We start from the raw sequence: 26,495 nt of genomic DNA, 5'->3' as shown, positions 1-26,495 counted from the left end.
TTCGTCGCGGCGATGACGGTCGGCGCGCTCGCGTTGACCGGCTGCGGTTCGAAGATCGAAGACTCCGGGTCGGCGACGCCTAGTCGCGCGGCCTGCGGCACCGTCAACATCGCGGTCAACCCGTGGGTCGGCTACCAGGCCGACGCGGCCGTCATCGCCTACCTCGCCACCAACGAGCTCGGTTGCAAGGTGGAGAAGAAGAACCTCACCGAAGAGGTGTCCTGGCAGGGCTTCGGCACCGGCGCGGTCGACGTGGTCCTGGAAAACTGGGGTCACGACGACCTCAAGAAGACATACATCGAGCAGCAGGGCGTGGCCGTCGAATACGGGTCGACCGGCAACAAGGGCATCATCGGCTGGTATGTGCCGCCGTGGCTGGCGCAGCAATACCCCGACATCACCGACTGGAACAACCTCAACAAATACGCGGACAAGTTCAAGACCTCCGAGTCCGGCGGCAAGGGCCAGTTGCTGCTCGGCGACCCGTCGTTCGTCACCAACGACGAGGCCCTGGTGAAAAACCTCGAACTCAACTTCAAGGTGGTGTACGCCGGCAGCGAGACCGCGCTGATCCAGGCGTTCCGCACGGCTGAACAGCAGAAGCAGTGGATGATCGGCTACTTCTACGAGCCGCAGTGGTTCCTCAACGAGGTGAAGCTGGTCCACGTCAACCTGCCGCCCTACACGGCGGGTTGTGACGCCGACCCGAAGACGGTCGCCTGCGACTACGCCCCCTACGACCTCGACAAGATCGTGAGCAAGAAGTTCGCCGACTCGGGCAGCCCGGCGGCCGCGCTGGTGAAGAACTTCCAGTGGACCAACGAGCACCAGAACGCGGTCGCCCTCGACATCGCCGTCAACAAGCTCTCCGACGACGACGCGGCCAAGAAGTGGGTGGAGGCCAATCGCGACGTCTGGCAGGCCTGGCTGAAGAACTGAGGGAGGGACCCATGGCAGCGCCGCGGGTCGTCATCATCGGCGCCGGCGTGGTCGGTGCCGCGCTCGCCGACGAGCTGTCGGCGCTGGGCTGGGTCGACGTCACGGTGGTCGAGCAGGGTGGGTTGCCACGGCCGGGCGGATCGAGCTCGCACGCGCCCGGCCTGGTGTTCCAGACCAACGCCGCGAAAGTGATGACGGGGTTCGCCCGATACACCGTCGACAAGCTGACCCGCCTGGGGTGCTTCTCGACCGTCGGCAGCCTGGAGGTCGCGACCAGCGAGGCGCGGCTGGCCGACCTGCACCGGCGGCACGGCTGGTTGACCGCGTGGGGTGGCGACGGGCAGGTGCTCGATCCCGCCGAGTGCCTGCGCCGCCATTCCCTGCTGGGCCCGGTCCTCGGTGGTCTCCATGTGCCGGGCGACGGGCTGGCCGACAGTGTCGGCGCGGTCGAGGCGCAGCTCGCCCGGGCACGGGAGCGGGGCGTCCGGGTCCTCGATCACCACGAGGTGCTCGACATCCGGGTGGCCGGCGAGCGGGTCCGTGGCGTCGTGACGTCTCGGGGCGAGCTGCCCGCCGACCTCGTCGTGTGCTGCGCCGGAATCTGGGGGCCGCGGATCGCCCGGATGGTCGGCGTCAACCTGCCGCTGACGCCGCTGGCCCACCAGTTCGGCTGGACCGGGCCGCTGCGGGCACTCGCCGACCAGCAGGCGGTCCGGCCGATCCTGCGGCATCAGGACGCCGACCTCTACGTGCGCGAGCGGTTCGACCGGATCGGGGTCGGCTATTACGGCCACCGCCCGATGCCGGTGGCGGCTGACGACATCGGCCGCGGTCCGACGCCGTCGGTGCTGCCGTTCACCGCCGTCGACTTCGAGCCCGGCTGGGCCGCCGCGCAGGACCTGCTGCCGGCCCTGCGCGAGGCCAAGGTCGAGGAGGGCATGAACGGGCTGTTCTCGTTCACCACCGACAACATGCCGCTGCTCGGGCCGTCGGCCGCGGTCGACGGGTTCTGGCTGGCGGAGGCGGTCTGGGTCACCCACTCGGCGGGCGTCGCGCGGGCCGTCGCCGAATGGCTCGTCGACGGGCACTGCTCCTCGTTCGACCTGCACGAGTGCGACGTCAACCGCTTCGAGCCACACCAACTCGCGCCCGACTACGTGCTCGCCCGCGACTGCCAGAACTACATCGAGGTCTACGACGTCATCCACCCGCTCCAGCCGATGGAGAAGCCTCGACCGCTGCGCACGACGCCGTTCTACGCCCGGCAGCGGGAGCTGGACGCGTCCTTCCTGGAATACGCGGGCTGGGAGCGGCCACAGTGGTTCGGCGCCAACGCCCGGCTGCTGGCCGGTCGCGACATCCCGACGCCGAACGACTGGGCCGCGCATTACTGGTCGCCGATCGTCGGCGCGGAGGCGCTGGCGACCCGCGAGACCGTGGCCCTCTACGACATGACGACACTCAAGCGGGTCGAGGTGACCGGCCCCGGCGCGGCGGCCTACCTGCAATGGCTCACGACCGGGAACGTCGACCGCGCCGTCGGCACTGTCACCTACTGCCTGCTACTCGACGTCGACGGCGGGATCCGCAGCGACATCACGGTGGCCCGGCTCGGCCCGCGCGAGTTCCAGGTCGGCATCAACGGGCCGCTCGACGTCGACTGGTTCGCCCGGCACCTGCCCGCCGACGGATCGGTGACCGTTCGTGACACGACGGCCGGCACCTGCTGCGTCGGCGTCTGGGGGCCGCGGGCCCGCGACCTCGTGCAGTCGCTGACCGCCGACGACTTCTCCAACGAGGGCTTCCGCTACTTCCGGGCGCGGCGCGCCTATCTGGGCACGGTGCCGGTCACCGCGCTGCGGCTGTCCTATGTGGGGGAACTCGGCTACGAGCTCTACACCACCGCCGATCTCGGGCTCAAGCTCTGGGACACGCTGTGGTCGGCCGGCCAGTCGCTCGGCGTCGTCGCCGGTGGGCGGGGTGCGTTCGCCAGCCTGCGGTTGGAGAAGGGATACCGGTTGTTCGGCACCGACATGACCTACGAGCACGATCCCTACGAGGCCGGCCTGGGCTTCGCCGTCAAGCTCGACAAGGGTGACTTCCTCGGCCGGGAAGCGTTGCTGGCACGCAAGGACCCGGCGCGCCGGCTGACCTGCCTGACCCTCGCCGACATCGTCATGGGCAAGGAGCCGGTCTACGCCGGCGACGACTGCGTCGGGCACATCACCAGCGCCGCCTACGGCTACACCGTCGGCACCGGGATCGCGTACGCCTGGCTGCCGGCGGAGCTGGCGACACCCGGCCAGAGCGTCGACATCGGCTACTTCGACCGCCGGATACCGGCCACCGTCACCGCGGAGCCCCTCTTCGACCCGCGCATGGAACGGCTACGCGGGTGACCGCCCACCCCGACTTCCTCTGGGCCGACCCCGAGCCGAAGCGCGGCTACGAAGTCGTCGTCATCGGCGCCGGCGGGCACGGCCTCGCCACCGCCTACTACCTGGCCCGCAACCACGGGATCAGCGACGTGGCCGTGCTCGAGCGCGGCTGGCTGGCCGGCGGCAACATGGCCCGCAACACCACCATCATCCGGTCCAACTATCTGTGGGACGCGAGCGCGGCCATCTACGAGCACTCGCTCAAGCTGTGGGAGGGGCTCTCCGACGAGCTCGACTACGACATCCTGTTCAGCCAGCGCGGCGTGCTCAACCTCGCGCACAGCCTGCCCGACGTGCGGGAGAGCGTCCGCCGGGTGAACGCCAACCGCCTCAACGGGATCGATGCCGAGTGGCTCACCCCGGCCGAGGTGAAGAAGCTCGTGCCGATCATCAACACCTCGCCCGAGCTGCGCTATCCCGTGCTGGGCGCCACCTTCCAGCCGCGCGCCGGCATCGCCAAGCACGACCACGTCGCCTGGGCCTACGCCCGCGCCGCTAACCGCCTCGGCGTCCACCTGATCCAGAACTGCGAGGTCACCGGCTTCCGCCGCGAGGGTTCACGGGTGACCGGGGTGGAGACGAGCCGCGGCACCATCGAGGCCGGCCGGGTCGCGCTGTGCGCGGCCGGTCACACGTCCGTGCTGGCGCAGGAACTCGGATTCCGGCTGCCGCTGGCCAGCCATCCACTTCAGGCACTGGTCTCCGAGTTGCTGGAGCAGGTGCTCGACACCGTCGTCATGTCCAACGCCATCCACGTCTACGTGAGCCAGGCACACAAGGGCGAACTGGTGATGGGCGCCGGCATCGACGCCTACAACGGCTACGGGCAACGCGGCTCGTTCCACGTCATCGAAAGCCAGCTGGCCGCCGCCGTGGAGCTGTTCCCCATCTTCGCCCGGGCACACGTGCTGCGCACCTGGGCCGGAATCGTCGACGTCTCCCCGGACGCGTCACCGGTCCTCGGCCTGACGCCGGTCGAGAACGTGTTCGTCAACTGCGGCTGGGGGACCGGTGGCTTCAAGGCCACCCCCGGTGCGGGCTGGGTCTACGCCGACACCATCGCCCACGCCCGACCACATCCGCTCGCCGCACCGTTTACATTGGACCGCTTCACCACCGGCGCACTCGTCGACGAGCACGGCGCGGCCGCGGTCGCGCACTGAGGGGGAGCGATGCTGAGTGTTCCGTGCCCCTGGTGCGGCCCGCGCGACGAGACCGAGTTCCGCTACGGCGGGCAGGCCCACGTGGCCTACCCGCCCGACCCGGCGGCCTTGTCCGACGCCGAATGGGCCGGATACCTGTTCCTGCGCGACAACCCGAAGGGCTGGTTCGCGGAGCGCTGGTTCCATGCGGCGGGCTGCCGGCGGTGGTGCAACACCGTCCGCCACACCGTGACCTACGAGTTCGGGGCGCCGTCGTGAGCCAGCCGTTCCGCCTCGCCACCGGCGGCCGGATCGACCGGAACCGGACCCTCACGTTCCACTTCGACGGCCGGGCCTATTCCGCGCATCCCGGCGACACGCTGAGCTCGGCGCTGCTCGCCAACGGGGTGCGGATCGTCGCGCGTGGCCCCTACACCGGTCGCCCGCGCGGCACCTACGGCATCGGCGCCGAGGAGCCCAACGCGTTCGTCCAGGTCGACTCCGGCCCGGGCGAGCCGATGGTGCGGGCCACCCAGCTCGAGGTCTACGACGGTCTGGTCGCGCGGTCGCTGGCCGGCAAGGGCGAGCTGCGCGGCGAGCCGGACGGCAGCCGCTACGACAAGACCTGGGCGCACTGCGACGTGCTCGTCGTCGGCGCGGGCCCGGCCGGGCTGGCCGCGGCGCACGCCGCCGCCGCTACCGGCGCGCGCGTCATCCTCGCCGACGAGAGGGCAGAACTCGGCGGCGAGCTGCTGGCCGGCCGAGCCCGCCTCGATGGCCGCCCGGCCATGGACTGGGTCGCCGACGTGCATGCCCGGTTGACCGGCCTGCCGGACGTGCGGGTGCTCACCCGCACGGCGGTGACCGGCGCCTACGACGGCACCTTCCTGGTGGCGGTGCAACGCCGCACCGAGCATCTCGGGCCGGCCGCACCGACACACGTGGCCCGGCAGCGGCTCTGGCACATCCGGGCCCGGCGGGTGGTGCTGGCCACCGGCGCACACGAACGCCCGATCCTGTTCCCCGACAACGACCGCCCCGGCGTCATGCTGGCCGCCGCCGCGGCGGGCTACGCCTGGCGCTACGGCGTCCTGCCCGGGCGGCGCGCCGTCGTGGTCGGCACGCACGACGGCGCACTGTGGGCCGCGGTCGACCTGGCGGACGCGGGCGTGGAGTTGGCCGCGGTGCTCGACGTCCGCCCGGGCGCGGCGCCCCACGCGCCGCGGGAGCGCGGCGTCGTCGACGCCGCCGGCTACGGCGGTGGAGGCCGGGCGCACGGCGCGCTGGGGGACCGGGGCGCCGGCCGTGACGTCGAAGGCCAGGCGCACCGCGCGCTGCGGGATCGCGCTGTCGTCGTCGCGGCATGCCACGGCGTGGTGGGCACTGACGCCGACGCTGACGGCGTGCTGACGGCGGTGTGGGTGGCTCCGCTCGACGGAGCCGGCGAGGCCCGCCGGGTTCCGTGCGATCTGCTGGCGGTGTCGGGCGGCTGGAATCCGGCCGTGCACCTCTACAGCCAGGCGGGCGGCCGGCCCCGATGGTCGCCCGACCACGCCGCGTTCGTGCCCGGCGATCCCCTTCCGGCGATCGCGTGTGTCGGCGCGGCCGCGGGGACCTTCGACCTGGCCGACGCGCTCGCCGAGGGCGCGGAGGCAGGCTGGCAGGCGGCCGCCGCCACCCACGGCGGCAGCGGTGAGGAGCCGCTGCCCCCGGCCACGGACTCGGTCGCCGGGGCGGGCGCGCCGGCGGCGTGCTGGGTCACAGGCCCCGCCGACGAGCGGGCCGACACGATCTTCGTCGACCTCCAACGCGACGCGACCCTGAGCGACGTGCGCCGAGCGGTCGGCGCCGGGATGCGCGCCAGCGAACACGTCAAGCGCTTCACCACGGCGGGCACGGCGGCGGACCAGGGCCGGACCACCGGCGTGACCACAGTCGGCGTCCTGGCCGGGCTGCTCGGCCTCCCGGTCGGAGCCGTAGGCACGACCACGTACCGTCCCCCGTACGCACCCATCTCGTTCGCCTTGCTCGCCGGTCGCGACCGCGGGCGCCTGCTCGACCCCGAGCGGCGGACGCCGATGCACGAGAGGCACGAGGCCGCGGGTGCGGCCTTCGAGGACGTCGGGCAGTGGAAGCGGCCGTGGTACTACCCGCGACCCGGCGAGAACATGGACCAGGCGGTGGAGCGGGAGTGCCGCGCGGCGCGGGAGGGCGTCGCGATGATGGACGTGTCCACCCTGGGCAAGATCGAGCTGCGCGGCCCCGACGTCGGCGAGTTCCTCGATCGCATCTACACCAACAGGTTCTCGACGCTGCGCGTCGGGCAGTGCCGCTACGGGGTGATGTGCCACGCCGACGGGATGGTCTTCGACGACGGCGTCACCGCGCGCATCGCCGACGACCACTACCACCTGACCACCACCACCGGGAACGCCGCGGCCGTGCTGGACTGGCTGGAGGAGTGGCTGCAAACGGAGTGGCCCGACCTGCGGGTGACCGCCACCTCCGTCACCGACCAGTGGGCGGCCGTCGCCGTCGTCGGCCCGGGCTCGCGCGAGGTGCTGAGCCGACTGGCGCCGTCGTTGGACGTCTCGGCCGAAGGGTTTCCGTTCCTGACGATCCGCGACGCGACCGTCGCCGGGATCCCGGCGCGGGTGTTCCGGATCAGCTTCACCGGCGAGCTGAGCTACGAGATCAACGTCCCGGCCTGGTACGGGCAGGCGCTGTGGGACGCCGTCGCCGCAGCCGGGGCCACCCCCTATGGCACCGAGACCATGCACGTCCTGCGGGCCGAGAAGGGCTTCATCGTCGTCGGCCAGGACACCGACGGCACGGTCACCCCGCACGACGCCGGGCTGGGCTGGGCCGTGTCCACCGCCAAGCACTTCGTCGGGCAGCGCTCGCTGACCCGGCCCGACACCGCCCGCGCCGACCGCAAGCGGCTCGTCGGCCTGCTCCCGGTGGACCCGTCACTGGTCCTCGCCGAAGGAGCGCAACTGGTCATCGACGCCGGCGCCCCGATGCTCGGTCACGTCACCTCCAGCTACCACAGCGCGGCGTTGGGCCGGTCGTTCGCGCTCGCGCTGGTCGCCGGCGGCCTCACCCGGCGCGGCGAGACGTTGTACGCCGTCGACGCCGGCCGGGCCGAGCCGGTCGTGGTGACCGAACCGGTCTTCTACGACGCCGAAGGAGCCCGCCGCGATGGATGACCTGCTCGCCCTGCGCCGCAGCCCCTTGGCGCACCTGGCCGACGAGTTGGCGGCCACCGGCATCATCCGCGAACTGCCCTACCTGACCTCCTACGAGGTGCGCGGCGATCCCGCCGAGCCGGCGATGACGGACCTGGCCGCGACCCTGTTCGGTGGCCCGCTGCTGGCCGCCGCGTGGCCCGCCGCCGGCCGCGCCGTCGGCCCAGGACCGCGCTACGCCCTGTGGTGCGGGCCCGGCTGGTATCTGGTCGTCGACGCGCCAGGCGCCACGCTCCCGATCGAGGCTGTGGACGTGTCAGCCGCCCGCACCGTGCTGGAGCTGACCGGGCCGCACGCCCGCGACGTGCTGGCCCACGGCTGCGCCATCGACCTGCACCCCCGCGCCTTCGGGCCGGGCTCGTGCGCCCAGACCAACCTGGCCAAGGCCCAGGTGATCCTGCACCGGACCGCGACCGCCTACCGGGTCTTCGTCCGCGCCTCCTACGCCGACTACCTGGCCCGGTGGCTCATAGACGCGGCCGTCGAATACGTCAGAGGGGAGCCCGCAGACCGATGAGCGACGTGGACTTTGTCATCGTGGGTGGCGGATCCGCGGGCAGCGTGCTGGCCAACCGCCTGTCGGCCGACCCGGCCAACCGCGTGCTGGTGCTGGAGGCCGGGCGCCCGGACTATCCGTGGGACGTCTACATCCACATGCCGGCCGCCCTGACGTTTCCGATCGGGAACCGGTTCTACGACTGGGGCTACTCGTCCGAGCCCGAACCGCACCTGCGCGACCGGCGCATCTACCACGCCCGGGGCAAGGTGCTCGGCGGGTCCAGCAGCATCAACGGAATGATCTTCCAGCGCGGCAACCCGCTCGACTACGAGCGGTGGGCCGCCGACCCGGGCATGGGGGCGTGGGACTACGCGCACTGCCTGCCCTATTTCCGGCGGATGGAAGACTGCCTGGCGGCCGATCCAGACGACTCGTTCCGCGGCCACGGCGGCCCGCTCGTGCTCGAACGCGGCCCGGCGACCAGCCCGCTGTTCCAGGCCTTCTTCGAAGCGGTCCAGCAGGCCGGTTACCCGCTGACCGACGACGTCAACGGCTACCGGCAGGAGGGCTTCGCCCCGTTCGACCGCAACATCCACCGGGGGCGGCGGCTGTCGGCGGCCCGCGCCTACCTGCACCCGGCGATGGGCCGGCCCAACCTCGAGGTGCGTACCCGCGTGCTCGTCTCCCGGGTGCTCTTCGACGGCGACCGGGCCGTCGGCGTCGAATACCGGCGGGGCTCGGGGCCGGTGCACCGGGTCAGCGCGGGCGAGGTCATCCTCTGCGGCGGCGCCATCAACACCCCCCAACTCCTCCAGCTGTCCGGCGTCGGCCGCGCCGAGGAACTGACCGCCCTGGGCATCGACGTGGTGGCCGACCTGCCGGCCGTCGGGGAAAACCTTCAGGACCATCTCGAGGTGTACGTGCAGCACGCGTCCACCCAGCCGGTGTCGGTGCAGCCCTACCTGAAGTGGCGACGCCGGCCCGAGGTCGGGCTCAAGTGGTTGCTCGGCCGCACCGGACCGGGCGCCACGAACCATTTCGAGGGCGGCGGTTTCGTCCGCGGCAACGACGACGTCGCGTACCCCAATCTGATGTTCCATTTCCTGCCCATCGCCGTGCGCTACGACGGCTCGGCGCCCGCCGGTGGCCACGGCTATCAGGTCCACATCGGACCCATGTACTCCGACGCGCGTGGCACTGTCAAGATCAGGAACGCGGATCCGCGGGTGCATCCCGAACTGCGGTTCAACTACCTGTCCACCGCCAAGGACCGGCGCGAATGGGTCGAGGCCGTCCGGGTCACTCGCAGCATCCTCAGCCAGCCGGCGTTCGCGCCGTTCGACGGCGGTGAGCTCTCGCCGGGCGCCGCGGTCGAGACCGACGAGCAGATCCTGGACTGGGTCAGCCGCGACGCCGAGACGGCACTGCACCCGTCGTGCACCTGCCGGATGGGTGCCGGTGAGGACTCGGTCGTCGACCCGGGCAGCATGCGGGTGCACGGCCTGACCGGCTTGCGCGTGGTCGACGCGTCCGCGATGCCCTACGTCACCAATGGCAACATCTACGCGCCGGTGATGATGCTCGCCGAGAAGAGCGCCGACCTCATCCTGGGCGCCACGCCGGCGCCCCCTTTGCCGGTGGAGTTCTACCGGCATCAACCTCTTGGCCGGGCAGCGGATGCGCGATGACCGTGCCGCGCTGACGCGACTGCTCTCGACCGTCCGCTACGAGGTGATCCCGACGGCGACCGTCGAGGACCGCGTCCGGGAGAGCGTGCCGCTGGACGTCACCGTGACCGTGACCGCCTCGCCGACCAAGGGCCTCGAACCCACGCTGGACCTGACCGAGCGGCTCGCCGCCGCCGGGTATCGGGTCGTCCCACACATCGCCGCCCGGCTGATCGCGAGCGAGACACACCTCGAGCGGATCGTGGCACGCCTCGTCCGCGCCGGCGTCGAGGACGTGTTCGTGCCCGCCGGTGACGCCGACCCGCCGGTCGGACCCTACGACGCCGCGCTGCCCGTGCTCGCCGCGCTCAGCGAGCGGGGCAACCCGTTCCCGCGGGTCGGCATCACCGGGTATCCGGAAAGCCATCCGTCCATCGAGGACGACATCACCATCCAGTCGATGTGGGACAAGCGCCGGCACGCGACGTACATCGTGAGCAATCTTTGCTTTGATCCCCGCGTCATCGCGCGCTGGGCGATCCGGGTCCGCCGCCGCCAGGTGTCGTTGCCGTGGTTCCTCGGACTCGCCGGCCCGGTCGACCGGGCGAAGCTCGTCGCCGTCGCCACCAAGATCGGCGTCGGCGAGTCGACCCGGTTCCTCACCCGCCACCCGTCGTGGTTCGCCCGGCTGGCCGTGCCCGGCGGCTACGCGCCGGACGGCCTGCTGCGCAACGTCACACGGGCGCTGCGGTCACACGACGTGAGCCTGACCGGTCTACACGTCTTCACGTTCAACCAGCTCGCCGAGACCGAACGGTGGCGCCAGGACCTGCTCGCCCGCTACCGGTAGGCGCCGCGGCGGGGCGATCGTCTCGCCCCGCCGTGCGCCTGTTGTCAGTTGCCGTCCGGCGGCGCGGTCAGTTCGGCGTGGCGGACCGTGTAGTCCCCGCGGGTCACCGTCGCGAACGCGGCCGGTGCGAGGCAGGTACCGATCCGAGACGGCCCCCATTCCCCCGCCTCGTTCTGGTCGGCGCTGGCCGACCACGTGAACCCCACCCGGTCGCGGCCGCGGCCGCCGTCCTGCACGCTGAAACCGACCCGCTTGCCCACGAAGTCGCGGGCCAGCGGGTCCGCCCGGGTGACGATGGCGGTCAGCGTGGCATAACCCGGGCTGGTGATCATGCAGTCGACCGCGGCTTCCCACCGCACCGTGATGTTGTCGGCGGCCACCCAGTGCGCGACCCGGACCGTTCCGGTCGCGTCGGCGGGCCCGCCCTGCTCGCCGCCCGGAAGGGGGAGCGGGCGGCTGTAGGGTGCCGACCGGGCGTCGAAGGCGAACGAGCGCACGTCGCTGTCCTGCCCATAGGGCAGAGCGAACTCCGCCGATCCGGTCACCCGTGCCGGCCCGCGGTTCGCGGCCCCGGCCGGCGCCGCCACCGCCACCGCGATGGCCGCTGCGGCCATGCCCCACCCGATTGTCCTGCGCATCATGGTCGTCCTCCCGATCCGGCCGCGGTCCCGCAGCCTCTGACCTTCACAGTCATCGATGCGGGACCGCACTTGATCCCCTCCGAGGGGGAACTCGCTCCCTCGCGCAGGGGAAAGCGGCGAGCGAGTCACGCGAGTGCCGCGCCGTCGTTTACCGGTGGTGGAACGGGATGTCACACGTCGGTCGGTGCTCGGCGCCGGGCTCGGGATCGGTGTCGCGGCGGCGGTCGGGGGACTGGGCACGCCAGCGGTCGGAGGCGATCCGGGGCGCACGCTCTTGAGAATGTCGACGCACACCCACTCGTCGTTCAGCGAGGGCGGGAGCTACGCCGACGGCGGCGGCGGGGCGAGCATGCTGGCCCAGCTCGAACAGGCGAGGCAGACCGGAACCGACGTCGTGTGGTGGACCGACCACGACTGGCGGATGGAGGCGTTCGGCTACTACGACACCATCAGCTTCGACGGTACGGACGAGGGCCAGCAACTGGCCTGGTATCCCCAGAACGAGGGCCCGATCACCGGTGCCCGGCACGCCTTCGCGGGTAATGCTCTGCGGGTCACCGCAACCGGCACCAGCGCCACGTCCTGGGGCGCCGCCTGGATGTGGGGCGATGGCGGCAACAGCTTCTACACCACCAACCTGACCGACACGACGCTCGTGCTCGACGTGCTCGCCGAGCGGACCGGTCCGGACGCGGAACTCGTGTTCCAGATCGAGACGTCATACCGCCCCGCGATCGCCGGCCGGCCCGCCGGGGTCTACGTCCTCGAATACCGGATCGGCAGCCAGGCGTCCCGGGTGATCGAGGCCGACTTGACCGGCGTCGTCACCGTGCGGGCGACCGGCACCTGGCAGACCCTGAAGATCCGCCCGCTGCGCGACCTGCAGCGGTTCTGGCCCGACCTCGTGGCCGAGGACTCGGCCCTGGCCCGGCTGCGCTTCGGCGTGCGGGCCCGCAACAACGCCACCGGCCAGGGTGCGTTCGGCCACCTGCGGATCAAGCGAACCCGAGACCAGCTCCGCTGGGCGGTCCGGGAACAGCGCGCGCTGATGGAGCGCCTCGGCAAGGGATACCCGGAGATCACCCAGCTCCTCGGCGCCGAGGTATCGATGGTGCGGCACATGAACGTCTTCATGGAGCACTTCGAGCTGTTCCCCTACCCGGACCGCGGCACGGCACCGGTGCTCGACAACAGCGTGGCGGCGGCGCAGGAGATGGTGCGCTGGTATCACGAGCGCGGCGCGCTGGTCCAATACAACCACCCGCCGCTCGACGCGGCCGAGCTGGTCACGAGCCGGGCGCTGGGCTGCGACCTGATGGAGGCACTCGACTCACGCGCCGACGTGACCGTCGCGAACAACCGGTTCAACCTCTTCGACGTCGCCGCCCGCAACGCGATCTTCCTGACCGCGACCAGCCAGAACGACGACCATGCGGGTCGGGACTGGGCCCGGAAGTTCTACTTCCACACGTCGGTCTGGTCGCGGTCACGATCGGCCAGGGACCTGATCGCCGCGCTGGCGGCCGGCCAGGTGTTCCTGAACCACCAGCGGCTGTGGCCGACGGGTTCGCTCGACCTGACCGTCGACGGGCGCAGCGCGATGGGCCAGGTCATCCTGACCGATCTTGCCGACCTGCCGGTCGAGATCCTGGCGGCGAACCTGCCCGCAGGTGCGACCGTCGACGTCGTGGTGGGCGTCTGCGACCGGTCGGGGGCGACCACCCGTCATATCGAGCGGCAATCCTTTCCTTCGTCGGCGTTCGCTGGCGGGTTGCTGCCGTTTCGGCTCGCCCGCGCCGAGGGACGCTACCTCCGGGTCGAGGTGTTCGACGCCGCTGGGGTTCCGCTGGGCTTCAGCAACCCGATGTGGCTGCTGCCGGACACCGATGACGTCGAGGTGCCGAAGGCGCGCCGTTTCCGCCTTGGCCGCGGATCGCATCGGCACTGACCGGCCGCACCAGGGGCCGGTGGCTGCCCAGCTAGGGTCGGCGGGGCGACGTCGAGGGCTGACGCTCGCGCTGGCAGCTGCTCGATAACCACGACATCCCGCTCAAGCTGTGAGTCCGGCCTTTGTCGATCTGGGGAGTGCCGATGCGATCTGTGTTGACCAGTGCGCGGTACCCATACCGCAGTCCGCGACCTTGAGACCGATGCGTTGATCGGCAATTGCGGCATGTTCGTTGGGCGAACGAGTCCGGCCGAGCCTGAGATCGGTTACATGATCCGCTGTAGCAGCCGGAGCCGCGGTTTCGGCTCAGAAGCGGCACAGCTTGTGCTGGACGAATGTCGACCGGCCGGGATCGGGCGAGTCCGGGCCAGCATCCGCCCGAACAACACGCCGTCGCGCCGCATCTACGTCATTCCCACTCACTGACGGTCGTGCCCGCTCCGCCAGAGGATCACCAGTGCGGTCGTGGCCAGGACCGTGGCAGTGGGCCAGTCACTTCACAGCACGCAGGTACGCCGAGATCAGCACGCCGGCGGCGCTCAGCGCCGAGATCGCAGCGACTGCGGCCAAGATGTCGGCAGCGCGGGTGCCGACGAGGAAAGCGAGCGCCAACAGGGCGGCGACGCACACCGCGGAGATTGCGACGATGAGCCGCGTTTCGTTCTTCGTCACCGGCGACATGCGGACGTCTTTCCCGGACCTCGCGGCTCGACACATGGCGCCGTCCTTCGGCCGGTCGGCTAGGCCGCCCGGGTCATGGTCAACCCATGTAGTTACGGTCACCGGGCATGGGTTGCACTGTGCGTCCCGCCGCGGTGAGGAACTGACGGATCTGGGCGGCGTGCTCAACGACGTGCAGCGGCAGGCTTCCGATAATCACCGCGAATGGCATCCCCTGGTAGCGATGCGCGCTCGGAAGTGGCCGAGCGGCCATCTCCTCGGTGAGGCCATCAAGGGTCTGGCGTACGCGGCCGCCGCACCAATCGACGTACCCGAGAAGGTCGGGCTTGGTGAACCTGCGGTTGGGGAAGCCGTAGGTGTTGTCGTCGAACGGCTGCGGCGGTGTCCACGACTCGAACTCGCCGGCCAGGTCATAGTCGAGCGTGCTCAGCGCGTGGTAGCCGAGGAACCAGGGAGCCGAGCCGTGCAGCCCCCCGTGCGGCGTCGGAGCCGTTGGCGCCTCATCCGGCCACAAGTCTGTCTGCCACAGCTCGTCGGGGCAGTCGGTCAGCGCCGCCTCCATCAGCCGCAGCGCCTGTTCGAAGTTATGGGCCATGCTCTGCACAAACGCGTTCGACACACTGCCGGTATAGCGCATCTCGGGGGATCTGGCACCGGCATCCGTCAACGGGTTGTGAGATCTGGCCGCAGGATCGGCAGTTTCGCCGAGCCGAAGGAACTCAGCACCGCGTTCGGTCCGGCGATGAAGGGGGCCACAGACGTGGCGGTCAACGAGCGAACGGAGACGCCATCATCGAATCCATTGTGGTCACACCCGGAGTAGCGAAGCACAATCTCCGTCAGGCCAACCGCAGACCGCACCAACAAAACGATGCCCTCGTCTCCGTACGCGACGCTCTGCGCACATTCCTCGGGATTGTTCGGGCCCCCACCAAGCGGCGCCTTCGCGATCTCCCGGATCGCGCGCTCGGCTGTGGAATCGTCCAACCGAAGGGCAGAAAGCAGGCGCGGCTCCGGGCGGTCGGGATCCGCAACCTGATATTTGCAAGCCGAGACGGCGGACACGCCACGGAGCGACGCCACACTCACCGCCTTTGCCGGGCGTTGGTCCGGTTTGGCGCCAACCGGGTGCGTCGCGGGGCAGCCGAAGCTGTCCACGCGCACAGGATGGATCGTCTCGACGATGCGCTCACGCAACGCTTGCGGAGCCTGCACAATGACCAAGACCCCATCGAGTCGTACGGTCGTGCGGTCGCCCTCGTGCTCGACGCCGTTGGAGCGGTCCTTGGTTCGATCGAAGCCAACCACCAAACCCGTGTTCGCGGTCAACGTGTCGGGCCTGGGCGTGCTGTCATCTCGCCCGGGGCAGCCGACCAGGGTGGTAGCGCTGGGGCGACCCACGATCGGTCGCGTGATCTCGTCCTTCGTGGCGATGCACCACTGACCCAGTCGCTGGCTGCCGCTACCCCAGCCCCACTCGCCGGGGACGCCGACCTGGACACCGCTGTAGGACTCCCACCGCCACCCGGTTGGCAGGGCAGGCTCCCGACCCGTCGGGCCTGCGTCGGATGGGGCCCCCACGTCCGCCGGCGACGCGCATGCGGAAACCGACAGAATGAGCAGCGCCGCCGTTGCGATGAATGCTGAACGGCGCATCGCATCCCACACCGTTGAACTCCCAGCCATGGATGTAGGACGCAGACGCCGTCCTCGCCGTTCCCGTAGCGGTTCGCCGTCCGTCGGGGCTCAGGAGAAGCTGCGTCACTGAAACAGCCGCCTCCCGCGCCTCACCGGCCCCATTTCTCGTCCTGTGGCGGTGGTTCATGATGGGAGGTGGACGTCGGCCCAGGTCAGGGGAGGTTGTCGTGGACGCACGGGTAGCGCTCGTCACGGGCGCGACGTCAGGCATCGGAGCGCAGGCGGCCCTGGCGCTCCGTCGGCGCGGCTTCGTCGTGTACGCCGCAGGTCGCCGTGGGGATCGCCTCGCGGATGCGGCGACGAAGGAACTGCTGCCGCTCAAACTCGACGTGACCGATGACGGGTCAATGGTGGACGCCATCGACCGGATCGTCGCCGACCGCGGTCGGATCGACGTGCTGGTCAACAACGCCGGATACGGGTCTCTCGGTGCGATCGAAGAAACGACGGCCGCTGAAGGTCGTAGGCAGTTCGAGGTGAATGTGTTCGGAGCCTTCCGGCTTATCCAACTCGTCCTGCCCCACATGCGTGCGCAACGGAGCGGGCGGATCATCAACGTCTCGTCCGCCGGCGGCAAGACCTACGGCCCGTTGGGCGGGTGGTACCACGGAACCAAGTTCGCCCTCGAAGGCATGAGCGACAGCCTACGGAGGCAGCGGACTGGCGTTGTGCACGCTGGCAACGAACAAATCCCTGGCGGTGCTGAGCCGCGTCGGCTTCTCGGGCGAAGACCTGGCAGCTGTCGCCGCGGCCGCCGCCCGTAACGCCTCCGCGAGCTGACCGACGAGGACGACTCCACATTTCAGCGGGCACTCAACCTGCCCATTAACCCTACGGCGAGAATCGCCTGACTACGTCCCGGCCCTAATCTCGACGTCCGCCCGGCGAAACTCCTTCGTCAGTACAGCTCTTGAAAGGCGGCGGTCAAGCGGCCAGCCCTGAAACACAGTCCACAAGACTCCTTAGGGCAATCCCACCGCCTCGCTGCCCCTCCTACATCTCGTCGTGACTGGCACGCCGCGCTGCCCAACCGCGCACATCGGAAGCACGCCAGATTCGGCCAACCGACAGATGCGCGATCGGTTCAGGGAAGTCAGGGCGGCGGGTAAGCCGGGCGACCCGTTGGCGAGAGACGCCGAGATAGTCGGCGATCTCCGCGGCGGCCACGACTTCCTCCACGGCGGCACCCTCCCGGCTGGTGGGGTTGTCAAGTTGCCAACCGGGGGGTTGTCTACAAGACAACGGTATGGCATCGTGGGAGTCCTGGCAGGCGGCACGACCAAACGATTCTCGCGATCCGCTAGCCCCACGTTGCCTAGGTGGATCAACTCAGGCAGGACGCTGAGCTCGACGGGTTTCGAAAATTGGAGCCAATGAGGAGGTCTCGTGCAGTCACGCATCGCGCATCCTTCGTGGTGCCGCGGGAGCGATTGTGTACGTGCGGGCGCCCACGAGTCGGCGCCCATAACAGCCAGCGCGCCTGGCGACCTGATGGGTATCGAAGTAACTCTCGTCCAGCTCGCTGATGACGGACCGCGTCTTGTCCGCCTGGCGCTTACTGACGACGACGTCACGACTGTGTTCGCGCTGCCCACGAACCAAGCGCTGACGTTGCACTACATGCTGGGCGAGCTGGTAAACAGCTGACCTGACCGAGCACCGCCGCAGCAACACTCCGCGGTACCGGTTGTTTCGCGCCGTCCATCCTGATGCGTGAGCCAACTGATCGCTCTCCATCGGGGTTGACCGGAGCGACACTCCTACGCCTCCAGGGTCACCCCAGTCTCGGACTCACAGCCGCACCTGGGCGATCGACCGCGGCGTACGCGCCGACGCAGGTCAACGACACCCAAATCCACCGCTGGCATCCGGTTGAGCCTGGCCACCACCCGCAACATCGTCGTGGATGCGGCAGGCGGCCGCGTGGGCGGGGCTGATGCGGGCCGGTCTCGTCGACGCTCCCGTCGTTGCGGCGGGGCACATGATCACTGCCGGGCGGCTACGAGCGCTCGTTGGCGACTACGTGCTCATTGTTGACCTGGGCGCCGGTTGCGAGGCGACCACCCCGCGGGGGGCTGTGGCGTGGTTCGAAATGCTGTCAACGCTGGATGATCCGGACGCCGGGGGAGTGGTCGTTGACGACCCGCACAAGCCCGTCGCGGTCCTGGGGACAGTCGTCGCCCTCGCGATTCTGACTGTCGGAGCCGTCGGTTTAGTGCGCGCGGAACGATTCGGGTTTCTTATGCTGTGGTTGGGGTTCGGTGCTGCGATCATCGGCCTCAACTTGTCGTCAGCGTTCGGGAAGAAGGGCGGGGCCCACCGCCGCGACCGCGAGGAATAGGCGAAAGATCGCTCGGGTGGCCGGGAGGCGGACTTCAGTGGCACCGGACACACTGGGTTACGACTTCGGGTCGATCTACACGAGGACCAAGACCTGGCGCTGTTCGAGAGACTCTCGTCCCGGTAGTGTCGTTCATTGACCCGCGTGGGCTGCTATGGCTGCGCCAGGGCGACGATCAGCCAGTACGAATCGTCTTGCCGGAACTCGGCCCGAACCAACGGCGCGGGCGGGCATGGCTTAAGTGGCTGTGGGCGGTGCCCACCTCCGTTGTCGTGGTCGTCAGTTTCGCTGCGGTGGTGCTTTCTTTGGCGGCGCTGCTCATGTAGGTCGCGGCGAGTGTTCGAACCGCGAGTACACCCCGTGGCGTTTGTCGGCTTCACACCCGGCCCAGCCAATTCGCTGCGCCCTTCGATAGACGCGGCCGCGGGGTCGTGTCCTCCCGCACGCGCACCGGCTCTATTCGCCACGAGGCGCGGCCGCCGGAGGACGCGTGAAGTCGGTCCACATCATCCGCCGCAGGTGGCGACAAACTCAGGGCTTTGCCCGGCGGCCATCTGGCGGAACATCGTGGCCCGCCGTGTGCGCCGCAGGCGTCCAATTTGGTGCGTGCGGTCCCACCTGGCATGGGTGTTGAAACGCTCCTGCCGTTCACGGTCGGCTGAACGCAAGCGAGGCGATTGCGCCGACGCGGTTCTCCTTGCCGATAGCTAGCCAGAACGAAGGCCACGCCAAATTGGCGGCCCTGAGCTGCCGGAACTGCGGAAGCTGTCAAGGGAGAGCCACCAGGAGAATGCTGTGGCCGCCTCGATCGTCCGCCGTTTGGGGTTCCCGCTGGCGGGCATATCCGCTGCCGTCACAGGAACTCGAGGCGTGACGTCGCCGCCGTCTACGTGGTCTATTTCGAAACCGGGGAACATCGTCATGGTTTGAGGACGACCTTGATGCAGCCGTCCTGCTTCGCCTTGAAGATCTCGTAGCCGTGCGGGCCCTCGGTCAGCGGGAGCTGGTGGGTGGTGAGGTCCTCGGTGCCCAACGGGTCGTCGTCGCCGGTCAGGGCGGGCATGATCTCGTCGACCCAGCGTTTGACGTGTGCCTGGCCCATCCGGAGGGTCACACCTTTGTCGAACAGGTCCATCATGGGCAGCGGGTTGGCCTGGCCGCCATACACACCGATGATCGAAACCGTGCCGGCCCGGCGGACGCTGCCCAGGGCGGTGTTCAGTGCCGCCATGCGGTCCACGCCGAACTTTTCGGTCGCCGCGCGGGCGAGGCTGTCGGGAAGCTTGCCGGCGGCGCGTTGCGCGAAATGTTGGAGAGGCGAGCCGTGTGCCTCCATGCCGACAGCGTCGACGACGCCGTCCGCACCACGTCCGTTGGTCAAGGTCATGATCGCATCGGGTACGTCGTCGACGGCTCTGGTGTCGATCACCTCGATGTCGTGCCGGCGTGCCATCTCGAGCCGTTCCGGGACGTTGTCGACGGCGATGACCCGCTCGGCACCGAGGTGGCGGGCGACGCGGGCGGTCAGCTGTCCGATCGGACCGAGGCCGATGACGGCGCAGGTGCCGCCGGGCGGGACGTCGGTGAAACGGAACGCCTGCCACGAGGTGGTGAGCACGTCGGAGAGGAAGAGGAACCGCTCGTCGGGGTGTTCGGCCGGAACCTTGATGGGTCCGAACTGGGCCTGCGGCACCCGCAGATACTCCGCCTGCGCGCCGGGGACGTGGCCGTAGAGCTTGGTGTAGCCGAACAGCGCCGCGCCCTTGCCCTCGTCGCGGACCTGGGTCGTCTCGCACTGCGCGAAATAGCCCCGTTCGCACATCCAGCAGTGGCCACAGGAGATGTTGAACGGCACCACCACCCGATCGCCGGGCGCGATGTGGGTGACCTCCGGGCCGACCTCCTCGACGATGCCCATCGGTTCGTGGCCGAGGATGTCACCGGGGTCGAGATACATCCCGAGGACGTCGTAGAGGTGCAGGTCCGAGCCGCAGATGGCGGTCGACGTGATGCGTACGATCGCATCGGTCGGCTCCTGGATCCGCGGGTCGGGAACCGTCTCGACCGAGACTTTCTCGGTGCCTTGCCACGTCAGCGCCTTCACCGTGGGCCTCCCGTCGTCACGGCGACCCGGTCGGCCGCGCCCATGGGGACAGGTGCCCGCCCGCGGCGCGGCTAACCCCGGGCGGTCCGTCCATTACGGCTACCGGGACACGGCCCCGCGTACCGGGCAAAAGTCCTTGGGCTTCGTCGAAATGGGTAACGTCGGTCGTAACGGGTAGCCCCATTGCATGGGAACAGGCGCACAAGATCGCCGGGTCGTCGTGATTACCGGCGCGTCGAGTGGGATCGGCCGTGCCACCGCGTTGGCGTTCGCCGACCGCGGCGATCGGCTTGTCCTGGCCGCGCGGTCGGACTCCGCGTTGCAGGCGGTCGCTGCCGAGTGCGCCGCACGCGGCGCCCAGGTCATCGTGGAGTCGGTCGACGTCAACGACGGCCGAGCGATTCGCGACCTGAGCGACGTGGCCGCCGGCGCGTTCGGCCGGATCGACGTCTGGGTGCACACGGCGGCCGTAATGGCCTACGGGCGCTTCGAAGACGTCCCCGCCGAGGTTTTCGACCGTGTGGTGCGGACGGATCTGCTCGGTTCAGCGGCGGTGGCGAGAGTGGCACTGGCCCGTTTCCGCGCCCAGGACGCCGGCGTGCTGGTGCTCGGCGGTTCATTGCTCGGCGTGATCGCTGCGCCATACATGAGCGCCTATATCACCAGCAAGTGGGGCCTACGAGGGCTGGCGCGGGTGCTTCGGCAGGAGACCCGGGATGCCCCTGGAATCCATGTATGTCTGGTCGAACCCGGTGGTGTCAACACGCCGATCTATCGCACCGCCGCCAACTACGCCGGCCGGGTCGGCCGGCCGCCGTCGCCCGTCGACCGTCCAGAGAAGGTGGCCGCTGCCATTGTCAAGGTGGCTGGACATCCGCGACGCTCGGTGTCCGTCGGATGGGCGAACCCGTTGATCCGGCTGGGGTTCTCGGCGACGCCGGGGGCCTACGACCTGTTGGTCGGTCCGCTCATGCGCCGGGGGGGGCCTGTCCCGCGAACCGGTCGCCGCGAACACCGGCAACGTCTTCGCGCCTTTGCCCGGACAGGCGGCCACTACCGCGTCCTGGGGCCGGCAGTGGCTCAGGCCCGTCGCCGCGTCGGCAGGCGCCGCGGCGCTGGTGGCGGGCGCGGTCGTGGGCCGGCGAATCCATCCGGCACCGACACGCTGACCCGTTTCCTCCTCCGTGAAGGCGAGCAGACCATGGCCCGAACCGAACACCTGATCGCCGCGACACGCGAGGACGTTTTCGCCGTCCTGGCAAACGGCTGGACCTACAGCGACTGGGTCGTCGGCACCGCACACATCCGCGACGTCGACGATGGCTGGCCCGAACCGGGTAGCCGGATCCATCACAAGGCAGGCCCATGGCCGCTGTCGATCCATGAGTCCACCGTCTCACTGGTCTGCGAACCACCCACCCGACTGGTGATGCGACCGAGGCTGTGGCCGTTCGGCGAGGCCACCGTCCACATCACCCTGAGAGAGATGGGGAAGCACACCCGGATCGTCATCGAAGAGCAGTTCAGCGGCGGACCCCTGCTCGTCCTGCGCAACCAACTCAACGACATGCTCCTCGGTCGTCGCAATCGGGAGTCACTGCGGCGTCTCGGCGACGTCGTCGAGCGGTCTGGCTGAACACCTGCTGGGTCAGCCGCCAGACTGGAGGTGCGGCGAGTCCTGATCCTGTGTCTTCTGCGGCAGGACTGACGTGTCCGACTTCTCGTCGGCCGTGCCCGCCCGCCGGCCAGCCTTTCCCTCGTCTGGCTTCCTCGATCCCGCGTCTCGCGAGCCTTTCTGGCCACGTTCCTCCTGTGGCTCCTCTGGCAGGCGCGCTCCGGGCTTCTCTTCCATGACCTAATCTCCCTCTTGTCCGCTTCGAAATAACTCACCCTTTTCGCACGTACGTATTTCCGGATCTCAGACTGCGAAACGTGGCCGCGCGATCGCTGCGTTTGCCGGTCGCGGGGCCGGGTACCGCCGGCCGCACTGCTTCACATCTCCTCTGGAGGATCCAATGTCGACGGACGCGATCGTTCTGCTCAAGCAGGACCACAAGGAAATCAAACGGCCGTTCAAGGCCTTCCAGGGAGCCGATTCGCCCAAGCGCCGCGGCGAACTGGTCGAGAAGATCATCGAAGAGCTGACGGTGCACACCTACATCGAGAACGAGTGCATGTATCCGGAGACCCGCCAGCTCCTGCCCGACCTCGAAGACGACATTCTCGAGTCATATGAAGAGCACCACGTCGCCGACGTGCTGTGCATCGAGCTCGCCGCGATGTCCTCTGACGACGAGCGCTTCGAGGCGAAGACCACGGTGCTCATCGAGAACGTCACGCACCACATCGAGGAGGAAGAAGAGGAGTGGTTCCCGAAGGTTCGCGAGGGCCTTGGCCGCAAGAAGCTCCAAGAGATCGGCGAGCGGATGCTGGAGCTCAAGGAGAAGGCCCCGCGCCACCCAACCTCGCCTGGCGCGCTGAAGAAGGCCATCGACGCATTGACCGCCTAAAGTTTCTCCGATGTTCGCTGCGGTAGCGCTTGGTCCATCGTCGACGGTGTCGACGCCTGCTGGTGGGTGCTGGTCATCACGTCGATCGATTCTCACGCGTCGTTTGATGGCGAACTTTGCGGGTACCTCCAATGCAGACGGAGTTACTCGAGCACGGGTACCGATGTCTACGACTGGTCGCGCTGCCTCGACGGCCGATCGCAGCCTCGCAATCGCCGACGCCGTCGTGCGCGAGGTGGAACCAGTCGACCTGGGCAGGTCCAATCAGGATCCGCCCGCCATTCTTTGGAGTTTTTATGACTACTTCCACTGCCGGATCGACGCGCCGTGACGCTGCCGTGATTGACGGACAGCCGGGCCGCCGCACCAACGAGACCAAGGCCGCCTATAAGACCACGGAGTTCATGGTCTACGTCGTCGCGGTCGTCGGCGTGTTCATCGCGTCCCTCGTCGTTGATGGGAACGGCAACGGCGACAACGGTGGTGACGGCGACTTCTTCCGCGCCGACCGCGCGTGGCTCTACATTGTTCTGCTGACCATCGGGTACATGATCAGCCGGGGGCTGGCCAAGGCCGGCAGCCGCCAGTCCCACAACGTCTGACCGATCCATCCATCATCGGCCGGCCCGCGCTTCGGGCCGGCCGATGATGCGATAGTCCCGGCCCGTGAGGGTAAGGACGGGGCGCAAGGGAACCAGGTAGAAGACAGCGATAGCCGCCGAACCCAAGACTCACGATGGAAGTGCCGATGTTTCTGATCTTTGGCCTCCGCACGAAGGCTCAACTATTGGGGCTCGTGTCGATGGCTTGCCACGTGTGCGGACAAACCGGCAGCCTCCAACTCGTCCGCGAATCCACCAAGCTCAGTCTTTTCTTCGTTCCTTTGGTGCCAATCAGAACGGGGTACGTGTTGTATTGCCCCAACCCCGTCTGTGGCGCCCGCGTCAAGATAGAAGCCGACGAGGCGCGCGGCCTGCTCGCTGCGGGCGTCGGCTCCCCGCGTTGACCGTTGATCATCTGGTCGGAGCGCCGCCGCGTAGCTGGTCTTTGGTTGCGGCTTCCTCGCGCGCGTCTTACGCTCACAGGAACGCATCTACAGGTGCCCTGGACCCCGGCATTCATGCATCGAAGACGCATGCTCGAATGCGAGGGCAGGGCAGATGGCGATCTTGCGGCACGACCTTGAGTTTTTCTCCCTCTGCCTGGACACCGACGGTGTCGAGGCGTTCCTGCGTCTGGATGGCGATATCGACGTCGACTGCGTCGAAGCCCTGAACGATGCCGTCGGACACCTGACCTGATCCGATACGCACCGCATCGGCTCTTTGTCGATCTGGGCGGTGTCTCCTTCGCTGGCGCTGCCTTGGTCAACTTCTTGGTCCGGGTCGTCGACGCGCTACCGGCCAGGTCAACCACCTTGTGCCGGCCAGGCGCCAAAACGGTCCGTCTGCTCCGGCTGACCTCGGCGGAGGGCATTGCCCAGATGCGGCAGGACCTACCGGAGTCGTGGCCTGCTCTCCCCGCCTGCGCGCCGACGGAAGCCCGTGCGGCCACAACTGGGGCCGGCGTGGTGGCGAAGGTACGGCCGTCGTCGCCTCGTGGAGGTGCAATCGACGGAGCGGTCGCCGCGGGGATGGCTGTCATCGACGCCGACGGCCTGTACCTCGGACTCCTGGCGTTGCCTGCGGCTGCCGCAGCGACATCGCTCGACGGACAGAGCGACTTCGAAATTGAGTGCCAGGCCCGCAATCGCCGATGGCACGCCGACTGGGCGCAGGTCATGTGGGTCGTCGATCACGCCGTGCGACTCAACGTGTCCGAGCGGGCGTTGGCCAGCTATCAGTCGATGCTTGCCAGGGTGACGAGTTCGTCGAAGGCGACCGCTGCGTGAGTTCGGGCGGCCGTACGCGCTCTTCGCGACAACGCTCCCGCTTAGCTAGGACGGCCGCCACCGTTTGATGTGGTCGCCTCCTGCGATGTGCTGCTCGTGGGCGTTACCGGCGAGGGCCGCGGTCCGGCGTCGACGCCGGCTGGTGGGAGCCCGGGTCCGTCGCGTTCTCCCCTCCCAGCGGCGCAGCCGGGTCGGAACGCTCTGTGATCTCCTCGGCGGTGGCCTGGTCGGGCTCGGTGGCTTCGGTGCCGGGCGGCTCCCGGTCGGGGGTGGGCTCGCCGGCGGGGTGGGCGGCAAGGTATCGCACGGCGGTGTTGCTGACGGCCAGCAGCGGGACGGCGACCAGGCCGCCGACGATTCCCGCGGTGACGACGCCGGTGGCGATGGCGAGGATGACCGCGAGCGGGTGCAGCGCGACGGCGCGCCCCATGATGAGCGGCTGCAGGACGTGGCCTTCAAGTTGTTGGACGGCGATCACGATGCCGAGCACGATGAGTGCGGTGACCGGTCCCTGGGTGACGAGGGCGACGAGGATCGCGACGGTCCCGGACAGCGTGGCGCCGACGACGGGGATGAACCCGCCGAGGAAGACCAGGGCGGCGAGGGGCAGCGCAAGGGGTACGCGCAGGACGGCGAGCCCGATGCCGATGCCGACGGCGTCGACGAATGCGACCAGGACAGTTGCCCGTACGTAGGACACCAGGGTGTGCCACGAGTAGTGCCCGGCCCGGGCGGCGGGAATCTGGGCGGCGCGGGGGAGGAGACGGCATAGGAATCGCCAGATCTGGCCGCCGTCGCGCAGGAAGAAGAAGAGGGTGAACAGCACGACGAAGAACCCGGCTACGACCTCGCCGAGAGTCGTCGCGGTGCTCAGCGCGCCGGAGGTGAGGGCGCCCTGGTTCTTTGTCAGGGTCTGCTCGAGGCGTTCGATGCCGTCGCTCAGCTGGGTTTGGGACAGGTGCAGGGGGCCTTGGGCAAGCCAGTTCTGCACCTCGTCGACGCCCTGACCGACCTGGGTGGAGAGGTCGTCGAACTGGCTGATGAACGTCTGCACGATCAGGGTGAGACCGCCACCGACGACGAGCAGACCGGTGACGAGTACGAGACCGGCGGCAAGAGAGCGACTGACGCCGCGGTTGCGCAGCCCGGCGGCGGCCGGTTCGAACAAGGCGGCCAGCAGTAGCGCCACCGCGACTGGGATGACCACGACGCTGAGCACGCCGATGAGCTTCAGCAGCAGGTACGCGGCGGCGATGAACAGGACCACCCGCCACGCCCAGGCGCCCGCAATTCGTACGCCGCGGGGAATGCCGTCGTCGACGGTCGGCGGGGCCTCCACGACCCGTGCGTAGTGGGCGGCCGTGCGGCCGCTGAAAGGTGGCATGGTGCGTTCCTGCCGAGCGGCGTCCAGACGCGTCCGCGTCCGATCACGTGCGTGCGTCAGCCAGCTCACCGGAATGCCTCTTCTCTAACGGTCGCCCGTCGGGTGGGTGCCGGTAGCCGCGTCTGCGATTCGCGATCAGCCATCAGCGTTGGGCGGACGCGACGAGGCGTCAAAATCGACGGCATTTCGGGCTACTGCCACAGGTCGGTACGGGGGAGATACCGCCGCCGGGGTCCAGGGCTGGCCGGTCAGGAGGTACCCAGTTCCGCGTACTCATAACGCGGGCGTGCGGCAGCTCCCGCTGACACCAGACGGGTGCCGCTTCCACCTTGAGCGACCAGAGGACTTTCAAGGCAGCCGAGGGCGTCGGCGCGAACAGCCTGCGGGCCTGGGATGACTCGGGCGCGCGCACCGGGGCGGCGACCTTATCACGCAGGCGTCGTACTTTCGGCTAGCTATCGATTAGCCGTTCGGATATGATTGTCGATAGACAAGTACTGCCGTAGATCGGCGG

The 26,495-nt window shown here is 69.1% G+C and carries 27 protein-coding genes; 20 read left to right on the top strand and 7 right to left on the bottom strand.

Annotation, left to right across the window (positions count from 1 at the left end; translation table 11 throughout):
* Nucleotides 1-12 precede the first annotated feature (12 nt).
* From DFJ67_RS35410 to DFJ67_RS35375, 8 genes are read left to right on the top strand one after another with little or no spacing between them, the layout of a single operon-like run.
* Nucleotides 13-939 carry an ABC transporter substrate-binding protein gene (locus DFJ67_RS35410; RefSeq protein WP_116073069.1) on the top strand — a complete coding sequence of 309 codons (927 nt, stop codon included), beginning with the start codon at nucleotides 13-15 and terminating at the stop codon, nucleotides 937-939.
* An 11-nt stretch (nucleotides 940-950) separates the two neighbouring features.
* The gene (locus tag DFJ67_RS35405; RefSeq protein WP_116073067.1) at nucleotides 951-3,338 is read left to right on the top strand and encodes a GcvT family protein; all 2,388 of its coding nucleotides are present in this window, start codon (nucleotides 951-953) and stop codon (nucleotides 3,336-3,338) included.
* Nucleotides 3,335-4,540, top strand: coding sequence for a sarcosine oxidase subunit beta family protein (locus DFJ67_RS35400; protein ID WP_170216124.1), 1,206 nt, complete (start codon nucleotides 3,335-3,337; stop codon nucleotides 4,538-4,540). The genes DFJ67_RS35405 and DFJ67_RS35400 overlap by 4 nt, the downstream gene beginning before the upstream one ends.
* A gap of 9 nt (nucleotides 4,541-4,549) precedes the next feature.
* Entirely contained in the window at nucleotides 4,550-4,798 is a 249-nt protein-coding gene (locus tag DFJ67_RS35395) for a sarcosine oxidase subunit delta (protein ID WP_116073063.1), read from the top strand.
* Nucleotides 4,795-7,728 (top strand): 2Fe-2S iron-sulfur cluster-binding protein, encoded by a 2,934-nt coding sequence (locus DFJ67_RS35390; protein ID WP_203783345.1) that lies wholly within the window; start codon nucleotides 4,795-4,797, stop codon nucleotides 7,726-7,728. Before DFJ67_RS35395 ends, DFJ67_RS35390 begins: the two co-directional genes overlap by 4 nt.
* Entirely contained in the window at nucleotides 7,721-8,284 is a 564-nt protein-coding gene (locus tag DFJ67_RS35385) for a sarcosine oxidase subunit gamma (protein ID WP_116073061.1), read from the top strand. The genes DFJ67_RS35390 and DFJ67_RS35385 overlap by 8 nt, the downstream gene beginning before the upstream one ends.
* Nucleotides 8,281-9,954 carry a choline dehydrogenase gene (gene betA / locus DFJ67_RS35380; protein ID WP_116073059.1) on the top strand — a complete coding sequence of 558 codons (1,674 nt, stop codon included), beginning with the start codon at nucleotides 8,281-8,283 and terminating at the stop codon, nucleotides 9,952-9,954. Before DFJ67_RS35385 ends, betA begins: the two co-directional genes overlap by 4 nt.
* Nucleotides 9,944-10,783 carry a methylenetetrahydrofolate reductase gene (locus DFJ67_RS35375; RefSeq protein ID WP_116073057.1) on the top strand — a complete coding sequence of 280 codons (840 nt, stop codon included), beginning with the start codon at nucleotides 9,944-9,946 and terminating at the stop codon, nucleotides 10,781-10,783. Before betA ends, DFJ67_RS35375 begins: the two co-directional genes overlap by 11 nt.
* 44 nt (nucleotides 10,784-10,827) lie before the next feature.
* Here DFJ67_RS35375 and DFJ67_RS35370 read toward each other — a convergent pair whose 3' ends face one another.
* A complete protein-coding gene (locus tag DFJ67_RS35370) occupies nucleotides 10,828-11,424 on the bottom strand; it encodes a hypothetical protein (RefSeq protein WP_239097073.1) in 597 nt (198 codons plus the stop codon).
* 280 nt (nucleotides 11,425-11,704) lie between these two features.
* Between DFJ67_RS35370 and DFJ67_RS35365 the strand changes: the two genes are divergently transcribed.
* Together DFJ67_RS35365 and DFJ67_RS44835 are read left to right on the top strand one after the other, a co-directional pair.
* Entirely contained in the window at nucleotides 11,705-13,372 is a 1,668-nt protein-coding gene (locus tag DFJ67_RS35365) for a CehA/McbA family metallohydrolase domain-containing protein (RefSeq protein ID WP_147315738.1), read from the top strand.
* A gap of 162 nt (nucleotides 13,373-13,534) precedes the next feature.
* Nucleotides 13,535-13,798, top strand: a complete 264-nt coding sequence (locus DFJ67_RS44835) for a GNAT family N-acetyltransferase (protein WP_116073053.1) — start codon at nucleotides 13,535-13,537, stop codon at nucleotides 13,796-13,798.
* Between the two features lie 66 nt (nucleotides 13,799-13,864).
* On the opposite strand, the gene DFJ67_RS35355 is transcribed toward DFJ67_RS44835, so the two are convergent.
* The 3 genes from DFJ67_RS35355 to DFJ67_RS35345 form a co-directional block, all read right to left on the bottom strand.
* A complete protein-coding gene (locus tag DFJ67_RS35355) occupies nucleotides 13,865-14,053 on the bottom strand; it encodes a hypothetical protein (RefSeq protein ID WP_116073051.1) in 189 nt (62 codons plus the stop codon).
* Between the two features lie 79 nt (nucleotides 14,054-14,132).
* Nucleotides 14,133-14,690: a DinB family protein gene (locus DFJ67_RS35350; RefSeq protein ID WP_116073049.1), complete on the bottom strand. Its 558-nt coding sequence runs from the start codon at nucleotides 14,688-14,690 to the stop codon at nucleotides 14,133-14,135.
* Between the two features lie 26 nt (nucleotides 14,691-14,716).
* Nucleotides 14,717-15,721: a hypothetical protein gene (locus tag DFJ67_RS35345; RefSeq protein WP_147315737.1), complete on the bottom strand. Its 1,005-nt coding sequence runs from the start codon at nucleotides 15,719-15,721 to the stop codon at nucleotides 14,717-14,719.
* A 197-nt stretch (nucleotides 15,722-15,918) separates the two neighbouring features.
* Here DFJ67_RS35345 and DFJ67_RS35340 point away from each other — a divergent pair, with 197 nt between their 5' ends.
* Complete coding sequence (locus DFJ67_RS35340) at nucleotides 15,919-16,515, top strand: SDR family NAD(P)-dependent oxidoreductase (RefSeq protein ID WP_116073045.1); 597 nt, start codon at nucleotides 15,919-15,921, stop codon at nucleotides 16,513-16,515.
* Between the two features lie 229 nt (nucleotides 16,516-16,744).
* Here the strand turns inward: DFJ67_RS35340 and DFJ67_RS35335 are convergent, their stop codons facing one another.
* Nucleotides 16,745-16,930 (bottom strand): helix-turn-helix transcriptional regulator, encoded by a 186-nt coding sequence (locus DFJ67_RS35335; RefSeq protein WP_170216123.1) that lies wholly within the window; start codon nucleotides 16,928-16,930, stop codon nucleotides 16,745-16,747.
* A gap of 207 nt (nucleotides 16,931-17,137) precedes the next feature.
* Here DFJ67_RS35335 and DFJ67_RS42440 point away from each other — a divergent pair, with 207 nt between their 5' ends.
* The 3 genes from DFJ67_RS42440 (at nucleotide 17,138) to DFJ67_RS35325 (ending at nucleotide 18,418) form a co-directional block, all read left to right on the top strand.
* The gene (locus DFJ67_RS42440; protein ID WP_147315736.1) at nucleotides 17,138-17,398 is read left to right on the top strand and encodes a hypothetical protein; all 261 of its coding nucleotides are present in this window, start codon (nucleotides 17,138-17,140) and stop codon (nucleotides 17,396-17,398) included.
* Nucleotides 17,399-17,657: 259 nt separating this feature from the next.
* Nucleotides 17,658-18,092 carry a hypothetical protein gene (locus DFJ67_RS35330; RefSeq protein ID WP_116073043.1) on the top strand — a complete coding sequence of 145 codons (435 nt, stop codon included), beginning with the start codon at nucleotides 17,658-17,660 and terminating at the stop codon, nucleotides 18,090-18,092.
* 125 nt (nucleotides 18,093-18,217) lie between these two features.
* Entirely contained in the window at nucleotides 18,218-18,418 is a 201-nt protein-coding gene (locus tag DFJ67_RS35325; protein WP_116073041.1) for a hypothetical protein, read from the top strand.
* Between the two features lie 593 nt (nucleotides 18,419-19,011).
* Here the strand turns inward: DFJ67_RS35325 and DFJ67_RS35320 are convergent.
* The gene (locus DFJ67_RS35320) at nucleotides 19,012-20,196 is read right to left on the bottom strand and encodes a zinc-dependent alcohol dehydrogenase (protein WP_116073039.1); all 1,185 of its coding nucleotides are present in this window, start codon (nucleotides 20,194-20,196) and stop codon (nucleotides 19,012-19,014) included.
* A gap of 187 nt (nucleotides 20,197-20,383) precedes the next feature.
* Here DFJ67_RS35320 and DFJ67_RS44610 point away from each other — a divergent pair, with 187 nt between their 5' ends.
* The 6 genes from DFJ67_RS44610 to DFJ67_RS35290 all read left to right on the top strand — a co-directional run bounded on the left by DFJ67_RS44610 (nucleotide 20,384) and on the right by DFJ67_RS35290 (nucleotide 24,597).
* A complete protein-coding gene (locus tag DFJ67_RS44610; RefSeq protein ID WP_308442593.1) occupies nucleotides 20,384-21,832 on the top strand; it encodes an SDR family NAD(P)-dependent oxidoreductase in 1,449 nt (482 codons plus the stop codon).
* Between the two features lie 379 nt (nucleotides 21,833-22,211).
* Nucleotides 22,212-22,706 carry a hemerythrin domain-containing protein gene (locus DFJ67_RS35305; protein ID WP_116073035.1) on the top strand — a complete coding sequence of 165 codons (495 nt, stop codon included), beginning with the start codon at nucleotides 22,212-22,214 and terminating at the stop codon, nucleotides 22,704-22,706.
* Between the two features lie 338 nt (nucleotides 22,707-23,044).
* Nucleotides 23,045-23,308, top strand: a complete 264-nt coding sequence (locus DFJ67_RS35300) for a hypothetical protein (RefSeq protein ID WP_116073033.1) — start codon at nucleotides 23,045-23,047, stop codon at nucleotides 23,306-23,308.
* Nucleotides 23,309-23,442: 134 nt separating this feature from the next.
* Nucleotides 23,443-23,712: a zinc-ribbon domain-containing protein gene (locus tag DFJ67_RS35295; protein ID WP_116073031.1), complete on the top strand. Its 270-nt coding sequence runs from the start codon at nucleotides 23,443-23,445 to the stop codon at nucleotides 23,710-23,712.
* A gap of 154 nt (nucleotides 23,713-23,866) precedes the next feature.
* Nucleotides 23,867-24,007: a hypothetical protein gene (locus DFJ67_RS43035; RefSeq protein WP_170216122.1), complete on the top strand. Its 141-nt coding sequence runs from the start codon at nucleotides 23,867-23,869 to the stop codon at nucleotides 24,005-24,007.
* 332 nt (nucleotides 24,008-24,339) lie between these two features.
* On the top strand, nucleotides 24,340-24,597 hold the full coding sequence (locus DFJ67_RS35290) for a hypothetical protein (protein WP_116073029.1): 258 nt from the start codon (nucleotides 24,340-24,342) through the stop codon (nucleotides 24,595-24,597).
* Between the two features lie 103 nt (nucleotides 24,598-24,700).
* On the opposite strand, the gene DFJ67_RS35285 is transcribed toward DFJ67_RS35290, so the two are convergent.
* Nucleotides 24,701-25,981 carry an AI-2E family transporter gene (locus DFJ67_RS35285; protein ID WP_116073027.1) on the bottom strand — a complete coding sequence of 427 codons (1,281 nt, stop codon included), beginning with the start codon at nucleotides 25,979-25,981 and terminating at the stop codon, nucleotides 24,701-24,703.
* Between the last annotated feature and the right edge of the window lie 514 nt (nucleotides 25,982-26,495).

Source organism: Asanoa ferruginea (assembly GCF_003387075.1).
GTDB lineage: Bacteria > Actinomycetota > Actinomycetes > Mycobacteriales > Micromonosporaceae > Asanoa > Asanoa ferruginea.
The sequence above is the reverse complement of the archived record's forward strand: the minus strand, read 5'-3'. Positions and strand labels throughout refer to the sequence as shown.

What these genes read in the sequence shown, in the direction of transcription:
- DFJ67_RS35405 (WP_116073067.1), top strand. Translation starts at nt 951, where the DNA reads ATGGCAGCGCCGCGGGTCGTCATCATCGGCGCCGGCGTGGTCGGTGCC.
- DFJ67_RS35385 (WP_116073061.1), top strand. Translation starts at nt 7,721, where the DNA reads ATGGATGACCTGCTCGCCCTGCGCCGCAGCCCCTTGGCGCACCTGGCC.
- DFJ67_RS35370 (WP_239097073.1), bottom strand. Translation starts at nt 11,424, where the DNA reads ATGATGCGCAGGACAATCGGGTGGGGCATGGCCGCAGCGGCCATCGCG.
- DFJ67_RS35285 (WP_116073027.1), bottom strand. Translation starts at nt 25,981, where the DNA reads ATGCCACCTTTCAGCGGCCGCACGGCCGCCCACTACGCACGGGTCGTG.
- DFJ67_RS35375 (WP_116073057.1), top strand. Translation starts at nt 9,944, where the DNA reads ATGCGCGATGACCGTGCCGCGCTGACGCGACTGCTCTCGACCGTCCGC.
- betA (WP_116073059.1), top strand. Translation starts at nt 8,281, where the DNA reads ATGAGCGACGTGGACTTTGTCATCGTGGGTGGCGGATCCGCGGGCAGC.
- DFJ67_RS35365 (WP_147315738.1), top strand. Translation starts at nt 11,705, where the DNA reads ATGTCGACGCACACCCACTCGTCGTTCAGCGAGGGCGGGAGCTACGCC.
- DFJ67_RS35350 (WP_116073049.1), bottom strand. Translation starts at nt 14,690, where the DNA reads ATGCGCTATACCGGCAGTGTGTCGAACGCGTTTGTGCAGAGCATGGCC.
- DFJ67_RS35395 (WP_116073063.1), top strand. Translation starts at nt 4,550, where the DNA reads ATGCTGAGTGTTCCGTGCCCCTGGTGCGGCCCGCGCGACGAGACCGAG.
- DFJ67_RS35305 (WP_116073035.1), top strand. Translation starts at nt 22,212, where the DNA reads ATGTCGACGGACGCGATCGTTCTGCTCAAGCAGGACCACAAGGAAATC.
- DFJ67_RS35355 (WP_116073051.1), bottom strand. Translation starts at nt 14,053, where the DNA reads ATGTCGCCGGTGACGAAGAACGAAACGCGGCTCATCGTCGCAATCTCC.
- DFJ67_RS43035 (WP_170216122.1), top strand. Translation starts at nt 23,867, where the DNA reads ATGGCGATCTTGCGGCACGACCTTGAGTTTTTCTCCCTCTGCCTGGAC.
- DFJ67_RS35290 (WP_116073029.1), top strand. Translation starts at nt 24,340, where the DNA reads ATGGCTGTCATCGACGCCGACGGCCTGTACCTCGGACTCCTGGCGTTG.
- DFJ67_RS44610 (WP_308442593.1), top strand. Translation starts at nt 20,384, where the DNA reads ATGGGAACAGGCGCACAAGATCGCCGGGTCGTCGTGATTACCGGCGCG.
- DFJ67_RS35410 (WP_116073069.1), top strand. Translation starts at nt 13, where the DNA reads ATGACGGTCGGCGCGCTCGCGTTGACCGGCTGCGGTTCGAAGATCGAA.
- DFJ67_RS35330 (WP_116073043.1), top strand. Translation starts at nt 17,658, where the DNA reads ATGCGGCAGGCGGCCGCGTGGGCGGGGCTGATGCGGGCCGGTCTCGTC.
- DFJ67_RS35295 (WP_116073031.1), top strand. Translation starts at nt 23,443, where the DNA reads ATGGAAGTGCCGATGTTTCTGATCTTTGGCCTCCGCACGAAGGCTCAA.